Annotated in this window: 9 protein-coding genes; 3 read left to right on the forward strand and 6 right to left on the reverse strand. The window is 71.7% G+C overall.

All coding sequences use genetic code 11. The features are described from left to right. Positions 1–206 precede the first annotated feature (206 nt). Positions 207–1,373 carry a trypsin-like serine peptidase gene (locus tag ACFV9D_RS38665; RefSeq protein WP_385157752.1) on the forward strand — a complete coding sequence of 389 codons (1,167 nt, stop codon included), beginning with the start codon at positions 207–209 and terminating at the stop codon, positions 1,371–1,373. 76 nt (positions 1,374–1,449) lie between these two features. Here ACFV9D_RS38665 and hflX read toward each other — a convergent pair whose 3' ends face one another. The 6 genes from hflX to miaA all read right to left on the reverse strand — a co-directional run bounded on the left by hflX (position 1,450) and on the right by miaA (position 9,491). Next, a complete protein-coding gene (gene hflX, locus ACFV9D_RS38670) occupies positions 1,450–2,943 on the reverse strand; it encodes a GTPase HflX (RefSeq protein WP_385157755.1) in 1,494 nt (497 codons plus the stop codon). Between the two features lie 118 nt (positions 2,944–3,061). Further along, a complete protein-coding gene (locus tag ACFV9D_RS38675; RefSeq protein WP_385157758.1) occupies positions 3,062–4,555 on the reverse strand; it encodes a M1 family metallopeptidase in 1,494 nt (497 codons plus the stop codon). 133 nt (positions 4,556–4,688) lie between these two features. After that, a complete protein-coding gene (locus tag ACFV9D_RS38680) occupies positions 4,689–6,833 on the reverse strand; it encodes a RelA/SpoT family protein (RefSeq protein ID WP_385157761.1) in 2,145 nt (714 codons plus the stop codon). A gap of 141 nt (positions 6,834–6,974) precedes the next feature. Then, positions 6,975–7,871, reverse strand: coding sequence for a diaminopimelate epimerase (dapF, locus tag ACFV9D_RS38685; protein ID WP_385157764.1), 897 nt, complete (start codon positions 7,869–7,871; stop codon positions 6,975–6,977). Positions 7,872–7,980: 109 nt separating this feature from the next. Continuing rightward, positions 7,981–8,445 carry a hypothetical protein gene (locus tag ACFV9D_RS38690; protein ID WP_385157776.1) on the reverse strand — a complete coding sequence of 155 codons (465 nt, stop codon included), beginning with the start codon at positions 8,443–8,445 and terminating at the stop codon, positions 7,981–7,983. Between the two features lie 107 nt (positions 8,446–8,552). Continuing rightward, positions 8,553–9,491 (reverse strand): tRNA (adenosine(37)-N6)-dimethylallyltransferase MiaA, encoded by a 939-nt coding sequence (miaA, locus tag ACFV9D_RS38695; protein WP_385157767.1) that lies wholly within the window; start codon positions 9,489–9,491, stop codon positions 8,553–8,555. A 182-nt stretch (positions 9,492–9,673) separates the two neighbouring features. Here miaA and ACFV9D_RS38700 point away from each other — a divergent pair, with 182 nt between their 5' ends. Next, complete coding sequence (locus tag ACFV9D_RS38700; RefSeq protein WP_385157770.1) at positions 9,674–9,979, forward strand: hypothetical protein; 306 nt, start codon at positions 9,674–9,676, stop codon at positions 9,977–9,979. Positions 9,980–10,030: 51 nt separating this feature from the next. Next, entirely contained in the window at positions 10,031–10,285 is a 255-nt protein-coding gene (locus tag ACFV9D_RS38705) for an antitoxin (protein ID WP_385157773.1), read from the forward strand. The last annotated feature ends 58 nt before the right edge of the window (positions 10,286–10,343 follow it).

Consider the following 10,343-nt stretch of genomic DNA (forward strand, 5'->3'; position numbering starts at 1 on the left):
GGGGTTTGGGGTTCTCCTCGGTGTTACTAAATTTTTGCGGGGCGCGATGGGGTAGGTGTTGGGGGGGGGGGGGGCCGGGGGGGGCCCCACCCCCTCCCTACCGGCATACTGTGCACCGCAAGTGACGCGTTCATGGCAAGCGACCATGGCATTCGGTCCGTGGCCTCGCCCCGACGCGGGAAACATCCTCTGGGGGATCTCTTCTCATGCGCTCCACACGACTCATACCGGCCTTCGCCGCGTTGGCCTCGGCGCTCGCGCTGACCGCCACGGCCTGCGGCCCGACCGAGACACCGGCGGCCGACAAGCCCGCGGCGGGGGCGAGCTCCTCCGCCTCCACCACAGGAGGCGGCGATGCCGCCCTCCCCAAGGACCTCGCCGACAAGCTGAAGAAGCACGGCGTCGACCCGGACAAGTGGAAGAACGGCGAGTGGAAGAACTGGAACACGGACACGTGGCTCCGTGAGGCCGAGGACTTCGTCAACCCGGTGATCGAGGGGCTCTGGGACTCCCAGCGGATGCAGTCCGCGAAGAGCCCGGACCAGACGATGGCCACGACGGCGGGCTCCGGCGGCAGCGACCCCACGCCGCGGCCCGTCCAGGCGCAGCGGGAGAAGACGCCGTACCACCGCAACGCGGCGCCGGTCGGCAAGATCTTCTTCGACTCGCCCCAGGGCCACATGGTCTGCTCCGGCACGATCGTGAAGGACCCGCGCCGGCCCGGGAAGTCCAACATGGTGTGGACCGCGGGCCACTGCGTCCACGCCGGTCAGCGGGGCGGCTGGTACCGCAACATCACCTTCGTCCCCGCCTACAACGACCTCGGCAAGTCGCCGTCCGCGCTGCGCAACGCCAAGCCGCACGAGGAAGCGCCCTACGGTCAGTACTGGGCCGACTGGGCCGTGACCTCGGGCGAGTGGATCAACCGCGGCGGCACGAACGCCGCCTGGCCGTACGACTACGCCGTGCTGCACGTACAGCCGGCGCGCGGCAAGAAGTCGCTTGAGGAGACCGTCGGCGCCGCACTGCCGGTCGACTTCTCGGCGCCGACGCCCGCGCAGGCCGGAACGGTGGGCGCCTGGGGCTACCCGGCGGCGCCTCCGTACAACGGCCTGATCATGCACAAGTGCCTGGATCGGGCTACCCGGGTCACCACGGCCCCGGCCACGCCGACCATGTACCGCATCGGCTGCACGATGACCGGTGGCTCGTCCGGTGGCGGCTGGTTCCGTGCGCTGCCGAACGGAACGACCGCGCTGGTGTCGAACACCTCGATCGGCCCGGCCGGCGGCAACGGCTGGCTTGCCGGACCGCTGCTTGGCAGGGGCGCGAAGGACGCGCACGAGATGGTGAGCAAGAAGTTCGCCCGCTGACCCGGCGCCTCTGATACGTCATGCGGAAGGCCCCGCCCCCCTGAGGGGGGCGGGGCCTTCCGCATGAGCGAACCGGTCAGTGCGCGGCCGGTACGTACGGCGTCAGGAACGCCGCCAGTTCCTCGTGCACGCGCGCCTTGAGCAGCGTGCCCTCCGGCGTGTGCTCCTCGGAGAGCAGCTCACCCTCGGCGTGCACCCGGGACACCAGACCGCCCTCGGTGTAGGGCACGAGCGCCTCGATCTCGACCTGCGGCCGCGGCAGTTCGGCGTCGATGAGCGCGAGCAGCTCCTCGATGCCCTCGCCCGTACGGGCGGAGACCGCGATCACGTGGCGCTCGGCCCGCAGCAGCCGCTGCAGGACGAGCGGGTCGGCCGCGTCCGCCTTGTTGACGACCACGACCTCCGGCACGTTCACCGCGCCGACGTCCCGGAACACCTCGCGCACGGCGGCGAGCTGCTCCTCCGGAGCCGGGTGCGAGCCGTCCACCACGTGCAGGATCAGGTCGGAGTCGCCGACCTCCTCCATGGTGGAGCGGAACGCCTCGACCAGGTGGTGCGGCAGATGCCGTACGAACCCGACGGTGTCGGCCAGGGTGTAGACCCGGCCGCTGGGCGTCTCGGCCCGGCGCACGGTCGGGTCGAGGGTGGCGAACAGCGCGTTCTCCACCAGCACACCCGCGCCGGTCAGCCGGTTGAGCAGCGAGGACTTGCCTGCGTTGGTGTATCCGGCGATGGCGACCGACGGCACCTTGTGACGGCGCCGCTCCTGCCGCTTGATGTCCCGGCCGGTCTTCATCTCCGCGATCTCCCGGCGCATCTTCGCCATCTTCTCGCGGATCCGACGCCGGTCGGTCTCGATCTTGGTCTCACCGGGACCACGGGTGGCCATGCCGCCACCGCCGCCGCCACCCATCTGACGGGAGAGCGACTGACCCCAGCCTCGCAGTCGCGGCAGCATGTACTGCATCTGCGCGAGCGCGACCTGCGCCTTGCCCTCTCGGGACTTGGCGTGCTGGGCGAAGATGTCGAGGATGAGGGCGGTCCGGTCGACCACCTTCACCTTGACGACGTCTTCGAGGGCGATGAGCTGGCCGGGGCTGAGCTCGCCGTCGCAGACGACCGTGTCCGCGCCGGATTCGAGCACGATGTCGCGCAGCTCCCGGGCCTTGCCGGAACCGATGAAGGTGGCCGGGTCCGGCTTGTCACGGCGCTGGATCACGCCGTCGAGCACCAGGGCACCCGCCGTCTCGGCGAGGGCCGCGAGCTCCGCGAGGGAGTTCTCCGCGTCCTGAACGGTCCCCGAGGTCCATACGCCGACCAGCACGACGCGCTCCAGGCGCAGCTGCCGGTACTCGACCTCGGTGACGTCCTCGAGCTCGGTGGAGAGGCCCGCCACGCGCCGCAGGGCCGCGCGCTCGGAGCGGTCGAACTGATCGCCGTCCCGCTCTCCGTCGATCTCGTGGCTCCAGGCGACGTCCTCTTCCATCAGGGCATCGGCCCGAAGGCTCTCGGTGCGGCTCGTCTCCGCGAAGCTCTGCTCGTCCTGGGAAGGGGATGAAGAGGAGGTCATTTGATCCTTACGTCCGTGGAAAGTCGTTGCGTCGATCACAACGTGTGACGGCTCGGAAAGATTCCCGGGCCGGCCGCGTCGTCGACCTGACGATGGTGACACGGTCGGCCCGGGCCCGTCACCCCGGTTTCCCGGCGCTGCGGACCTCGCCGGCCGGGCGGGAGCGCCAGTCCGAGTGTCCGGGCATCGGTGGGGTCTTCTTCGCGTACAGCCAGCCCGCGAGGAACGACGTGAGGTCACGCCCCGCGACCTGGGAGGCGAGCGCCGTGAAGTCGGCGGTGGTGGCGGTGGAGTCGGCGTGCTCGCTCACCCAGCGGCGCTCCAGCTGCTGGAAGGCGTCCTTGCCGATCTCCTGGCGCAGGGCGTAGAGGACCAGGGCGCTCCCGTCGTAGACGACGGGACGGAAGAGGCTGATCTTCTGGCCGGGCGCGGGCGGCTCGGGGGCGGCCGGCGGGCCGCCGGTCGCCCGCCAGCCGTCCGAGGCCCCGTAGGCAGCCTTCATGCGCCGCTCCAGGGACTGCTTCGCGGTCTCCTCGGCGTACAGCGCCTCGTACCAGCTCGCATGCCCCTCGTTGAGCCACAGGTCGGACCAGGCGCGGGGCGAGACGCTGTTGCCGAACCAGTGGTGGGCCAGCTCGTGGACCATGATCGAGTCGACGTACCACTCCGGGTACGCGGGCTCGGTGAAGAGCCTTCTCTCGAAGAGAGAGAGGGTCTGGGTCTCCAGCTCGAAACCGGTCTCGGCGTCGGCCACCAGGAGTCCGTACGTCTCGAAGGGGTAGCGGCCGACCTGGCGCTCCATCCACTCCAGGTGGCCGGGGGTGCGCTTCAGCCAGGGCTCCATGAGGTCGCGGTCGGCGGTGCGCACCACGTCCCGCAGGGGGAGCCCGTGCGGTCCGGTCCGGTGGACGACGGTGGTGCGGCCGATGGAGACCTGGGCGAGCTCGGTGGCCATGGGGTGGGTCGTTCGGTAGGTCCAGGTGGTGGTGGACCCGTCGGTGGTCCGGCCCTCCGGCAGGCCGTTGGCGACGGCCGTCAGGGAGCTCGGGGCGGTGATCCGGAAGGTGAAGAACGCCTTGTCGGCGGGGTGGTCGTTGGAGGGGAAGACCCGGTGGGCGGCGTCGGCCTGGTTGGCCATGGCGAGCCCGTCGCCGGTGCGGACCCAGCCGCCGGTGTCGGTGGGGCCGGTGGGATCGCTGGTGTGGGTGACGGTGATGGCCAGCGCGTCGCCGTTCTCGGCCGGCCGGGCGGGGGTGATCACCAGGTCCTCGCCGCTGGTGACGAACTCGGCCGGTTCGCCGTCGACGGTGACGGAGGCGACCTTGCCGTGCGTGAAGTCGAGGTTGATCCGCTCCAGGTCGGCGGTGGCGAGCGCGTCGATACGGGTCACGGCCGCGAGGGTCTCGGTGTTCTTGCCCCGGTAGGTGAGGTCGATGTCGTAGGAGACGACGTCGTAGCCCGGGTTGCCCAGGTGGGGGAAGAGCGGGTCTCCGATGCCGAGCGGCGCGGGCGCGGGGAGGGCGGCGGCGACGAGTCCGGCGGAGGCGGCGACCAGGACGGCGGAACGCAGCCACCGCGCGCGTGGGGAGGGATTTCGGGGTGTGAGCGGCATGGGCTACGGCTACCAGTGCGTCAGCCGCTCCCCCGGGCGGCGCGCTCGCCCGCCACCCGAAGGGGTCACGCCTGGGCTGACGTCACCCGCACTCCGACGTCACCGACACGCTGACGTCGGCGGCCTACTGACGTCACTCCCCGTGCGAGGCGGGGTGCCGGGCGCGGCTCACGTCGTACACCCCGGGCACGTCCCGCATGGCCCGCATCAGGGCGGGCAGCCCGGCCGCGTCGGGGAGTTGCAGGGTGTACGTGTGCCGGACCCGCTGTTCGCTGGGCGGCTCGACGGTCGCCGAGACGACGGCGACGCCCGCGGTGGCGATGGCTTCGGTGAGGTCCGCGAGGAGCCGGGGGCGGCCGAAGGACTCGGCGACGAGCGTGACGCGGCACTCGGCGGTGTCGCCCCAGTGCACGGTGACGGGCGCGCGCCCGAGCCGTCTCATCGTGTCGACGGCGGCGCAGCCGGTGCGGTGGACGGTGACGGATCCGCCGCGGACCTGGAAGCCGGTGATCTCGTCGGGGGGTACGGGGGTGCAGCAACCGGCCGGCCGTACGGCGCCGGTGGCAGGGGCGGTGGCGGTGACGTCCGGCAGGTCGGCGTGGAGCTTGGCGCCCGACCGGCGGTCGGCGGTGAAGGAGACCGACGGGCGCGGATCGGCCGCCGGCGCTTTCACGGCTTCCGGGTGGGCCTGGAGCCAGGCGGTGATCGCGATGCGCGCGGCGGGGGTACGGGCGTGCTCCAGCCACTCGGGAGAGGGCCCCGACGCGGTGTCCTGGGCGAGCAGCAGCTGCACGGTGTCGCCGTCGTTCAGGACCGTACTGAGCGTCGCCAGGCGCCCGTTGACGCGGGCGCCGAGGCAGCCGTGGGCCGCGTCTCCATGCTGTGCGTAGGCGGCGTCGACGCAGCTCGCCCCGGCGGGCAGGCCGAGAGTGCCGCCGTCGGCGCGGAAGACGGTGATCTCCTGGTCCTCCGCGAGGTCCGCGCGCAGCGAGGTCCAGAAAGTGTCGGGGTCGGGGGTGGCCTCCTGCCAGTCGAGGAGCCGGGAGAGCCAGCCGGGGCGCGTGGGGTCGGCGCGCTCCCCGTCCTCGGCCGGCTCGGCGCCGTCGATGCCCGTCGGAGGGGTGTACGGGTTGCCGAGCGCGACGACGCCCGCCTCGGCGACCTTGTGCATCTGGTGCGTACGGATGAGGACTTCGGCGACGGCCCCGTCAGGGGCGGCGACGGCGGTGTGCAGCGACTGGTACAGGTTGAACTTGGGGGCCGCGATGAAGTCCTTGAACTCGGAGATCACCGGGGTGAAGCATGTGTGGAGTTCACCGAGGACGGCGTAACAGTCGGCGTCCTCGCCCACGAGGACGAGGAGTCGTCCGAAGTCGCTGCCCCGCAGGTCGCCGCGCTTGAGGCGGACGCGGTGGACGGAGACGAAGTGCCGTGGTCTGACGAGGACTTCGGCGGCGATGTCCGCTTCGCGCAGGACGGCGGAGACACTGTCGGCGATGGCGGCGAGCGCGTCGCCCGCGCCGGTGTTCTCGGCGATGAGCGCCCGGGTGTCCTCGTACTCCTCGGGATGAAGGATCGCGAAGACGAGGTCCTCCAGTTCACTCTTGAGCGCCTGGACGCCGAGCCGTTCGGCGAGCGGGATGAGGACGTCGCGGGTGACCTTGGCGATCCGTACCTGTTTCTCGGGACGCATCACGCCGAGGGTGCGCATGTTGTGGAGCCGGTCGGCGAGTTTGATCGACATGACCCGGACGTCATTGCCGGTGGCGACGAGCATTTTGCGGAAGGTCTCGGGCTCGGCCGCGGCGCCGTAGTCGACCTTCTCCAGCTTGGTCACGCCGTCGACGAGATAGGCGACCTCGTCGCCGAACTGCTCGCGTACCTGATCGAGCGTCACCTCCGTGTCCTCGACGGTGTCGTGGAGGAGGGCGGCGGTCAAGGTCGTGGTTTCGGCGCCGAGTTCGGCGAGGATCAGGGTGACCGCGAGCGGGTGGGTGATGTACGGCTCGCCGCTCTTGCGGAACTGTCCGCGGTGCGAGAACTCCGCGAGGACGTACGCCCGGCGAAGCACGGCGAGGTCGGCATCGGGGTGGTGGGCACGGTGCGCATCGGCGACATGCCCGATGGCATCGGGCAGCCGGTCCCTGGTGGCGGGACCGAGGAGAGCGGCGCGGCCCAGCCGGCGAAGATCGATCCTCGGACGGGCGCGCCTGCGGCTGGGAGCGTCGGGGCCGGTGGCCTCCGCTGCGCTCACAGGATTGGTGGCCTCTGCGCTCATGGGGCACCTCCGGCGGCGTCGACCGGCGGTGGGCGGGCAAGGCGTGCCTGCCGGGGCCGGTGCTTGATGCTACCGACCCCACCACGCAGCGCAGTCCCGCTCTCGCCCAGCGTGAACCGGATCACCCATTCGAGCGACGGATCAGTCGTTGACTGTTTCGATTTCTCCGGCGGCGAGCCACGACGGGTCGATCGTGCCCTCGGCGACGATGACGGCCGGGCCGGTCATCTCGACCTCCCCGTCGGGGTGCTCGGTGATGATCAGCGTGCCGCCGAGGATGTCCACGGTGTACGTGACGGGCGTCCCGCTCACGGCGGGGTCGGCGCCGTCCCGGCGGGCGGTGGCCACGGCGACGGCGCACGCGCCCGTGCCGCAGGAACGGGTCTCGGCGGCGCCGCGCTCGTACACGCGCATGGCGACGTGGCGGGGGCCGCGGTCGGCGACGAACTCGATGTTCACGCCCTCCGGGTAGACCTCGGCGGGGGCGTACGGCGGCTCGGAGTGCAGGTCGCCGGCGTGGTCGAGGCTCTCGACGAAGGCGACGGCGTGCGGGTTGCCCATGTTCACGTTGCGGGCGGGCCAGCTGCGGCCGTCGACGGTGACCGTGACGCCGTCCTCGGGAAGGCGGGCGCGGCCCATGGAGACGGTGACGGAGCCGTCCTTGTCGAGGTGGACGCGCTTGACGCCGTCGCGGGTGGCGATGGCGATCTCGCCGGCGGTGACGTGGCCCGCGTGCTCCAGATAGCGGGCGAAGACCCGGCTTCCGTTGCCGCACATCTCGGCGACCGAGCCGTCCGCGTTGCGGTAGTCCATGAACCACTCGGCCTCGTCGGCCATGGCTCGGGCCTCGGGGTGGGCCGCGCTGCGGACCACGTGCAGCAGCCCGTCGCCGCCGATACCGGCCCGTCGGTCGCACAGGCGCGCGACGGCCGCCGCGGTCAGCTCGACGGCGTTGTCGGCGTCGGGGACGATCACGAAGTCGTTCTCGGTCCCGTGGCCCTTGAGGAATGCGAGTGGCGAGGTCTGCGTGGTGGTCACGGGATCAACTGTACGGGTCGGTTCCGACAGCGGCCTCGAGGGTCCACGGTACCGGCGGCGTTCCGGGTGCCCGCAGCATCGGGGCATCGGGGTCAGCGGGGCACCGGGGTCAGCGGAGGCGGGCCACGCGCCAGACGGCCAGGACGACAAGGAGCGCGCTGAAGAACACGTACAGGGCGATCACGCGCCACCTCGGCCGCTCGCCGGAGCTGCGGGCGGGGAGGCCGGGCCAGGTGTGGCCGACCTTGCGGGCGGCCATCATGCCCCAGCCGGCCGCGCAGGAGCTGATCAGCAGGCCCAGCATGGCGACGACGGCGCCGCCCTCGCCGGAGCCGAAGGCGAGGGGGAAGGCGAACATCAGCGAGCCGACGGCGGCGAGGCCCACGATGGGTGCGAGCTGCCAGATCCGCAGTCGACGCTGGGGCCGCAGTTCGACCTCGACCTCGTCGGCGTCGACCTCGACGGACGTGCCTTCGGCGTCGTCCGGACCGTCCGGGCTCAAACCGGGTGCGTCACCCGGGGCTTCGCCCCGGATCGCGTCCTGCTGTTCTCTGTCGCGAGGGCCGGCCTCCATCGCCACGCGCCCTCCCACTCGGACTCCACTTGGTCGATCGATGCTCGATGATGGCACGCCGAGGACCACTGGAATGACGGGCAAGGCGTCCCGATGCCATCACGTGATCAGGCTGTAACCGCTCGTTCGACCAACGCCAGCGCCTCCCCCGGGAGTTCCCCGCGGTGTTCCGCCGCACCGCTCAGCCAGTGGACCCGCGGGTCGCGCCGGAACCACGAGTCCTGGCGGCGCGCGAAGCGTTTGGTGGCGCGCACGGTCTCCGCGCGCGCCTCGTCGTCGGTGCACTCCCCCGCGAGCGCCGCGAGCACCTGCTGGTAGCCGAGCGCGCGGGCGGCCGTGCGCCCCTCCCGCAGCCCCTGCGCCTCCAGCGTGCGCACCTCCGCCACGAGCCCGGCCTCCCACATCCGGTCCACGCGCGCGGTGATCCGCTCGTCGAGCTCGGGGCGCTCCACGTCCACACCGATCTGCACGGTGTCGTAGACCGGGTCGGGGCCGGGCAGGTTGGCCGTGAAGGGCTTGCCGGTGATCTCGATGACCTCGAGGGCCCGGACGATACGGCGGCCGTTGCTGGGCAGGATCGCGCGCGCCGCCTCGGGGTCGGCTGCGGCGAGGCGGGCGTGCAGGGCGCCGGAACCGCGCTCCTCCAGCTCCGCCTCCAGGCGGGCCCGTACGGCCGGGTCGGTGCCCGGGAACTCGAGCGCGTCGATGGCGCCGCGCACGTACAGGCCGGAGCCGCCGACCAGGACGGGGGTACGGCCCGCGGCGAGCAGCCGGTCGATCTCGGCGCGCGCGAGGCGCTGGTACTCGGCGACGCTGGCGGCTTCCGTCACGTCCCAGATGTCGAGGAGGTGGTGCGGGATGCCCCCACGCTCCTCGAGCGTCAGCTTGGCGGTACCGATGTCCATCCCTCGGTAGAGCTGCATCGAGTCGGCGTTGACGACCTCGCCGCCGAGCTCCTGGGCCAGAAATACACCCAGATCGGACTTTCCGGCCGCTGTAGGACCGACGACGGCGATGACCCGCGGGGCGGGAGCTGCACTTCTCACCGCCCCAGTCTCGCAAACCTCCCGGCGGGTCCCCGAATGAGCGACGTGACGGCCCGCAACCGGGTTCGTTGCCAGTTGCGAGGTTCCGACCGCCGGTTTCCGTACCGGCTGCGCCGGGTGGCGCAATGGGGCGCCCCGGGCGCCGCGGGGCTTCTCCCACACGAGTACGCTATGGAGTGGTAATGGGCGTTTTTGCAATGTTTCGCCGCAAGGGCAAGGAAGCTGCCGAGGCGTCAACGGAGGAGGCCCAGGCCGTCGCCCTGACGGAGACGCCGGAGGTGGCGGAGGAGGCGGACGACGCCGCGCGCGACGCCGTGGACTCCGCGCCCGAGGCGGCGGAAGGTGCCGGGGCCGGCAAGACCGCGGAGGCGGCCGACGCCACGGACGTCGACGTGGCCGAGGCGGTGGTGGAGGCCGTGGAGATCCCGAAGCAGCAGTCTGCGGAGGCGGCCGCGGACAACGAGGCCGGCGAAAGCGCCCGGAAGTAGCTCCTGGAGACAGGGCTCGGCATGACGGACTCACCGGAGGGAAGGTGACCCATGGGTCTCCTGGATTCACTGAAGGCCAAGCTCGCCCCGGCCAAGGACAAGGTCTCCGATCTCGCGCAGCAGCACGGCGAGAAGATCGACCACGGCCTGGACAAGGCCGCGAAGATGGTCGACGAGAAGACCAAGGGCAAGTACAGCGCCAAGATCGAATCGGGCACCGGCAAGGCCAAGCACGCCCTTGACCGGATCGCCCACAAGGACGACGGCCCGAAGGGCGAAGGTCCGACCCCGCCGCCGACCGCCTGACGCCCGGCGTCACCTGACGACCCCTCCGCACGGCGGACGGCCGCGGAGCGTTCTGCTC

Origin of the sequence: Streptomyces sp. NPDC059875, from assembly GCF_042731085.1 — a bacterium.
Taxonomy (GTDB): domain Bacteria; phylum Actinomycetota; class Actinomycetes; order Streptomycetales; family Streptomycetaceae; genus Streptomyces.

Bases quoted from the DNA above. Each gene is read 5' to 3' on its own strand.
- ACFV9D_RS38680 (WP_385157761.1), bottom strand. From the start codon at position 6,833: ATGAGCGCAGAGGCCACCAATCCTGTGAGCGCAGCGGAGGCCACCGGC.
- ACFV9D_RS38665 (WP_385157752.1), top strand. From the start codon at position 207: ATGCGCTCCACACGACTCATACCGGCCTTCGCCGCGTTGGCCTCGGCG.
- hflX (WP_385157755.1), bottom strand. From the start codon at position 2,943: ATGACCTCCTCTTCATCCCCTTCCCAGGACGAGCAGAGCTTCGCGGAG.
- ACFV9D_RS38705 (WP_385157773.1), top strand. From the start codon at position 10,031: ATGGGTCTCCTGGATTCACTGAAGGCCAAGCTCGCCCCGGCCAAGGAC.
- ACFV9D_RS38690 (WP_385157776.1), bottom strand. From the start codon at position 8,445: ATGGAGGCCGGCCCTCGCGACAGAGAACAGCAGGACGCGATCCGGGGC.
- ACFV9D_RS38675 (WP_385157758.1), bottom strand. From the start codon at position 4,555: ATGCCGCTCACACCCCGAAATCCCTCCCCACGCGCGCGGTGGCTGCGT.
- ACFV9D_RS38700 (WP_385157770.1), top strand. From the start codon at position 9,674: ATGGGCGTTTTTGCAATGTTTCGCCGCAAGGGCAAGGAAGCTGCCGAG.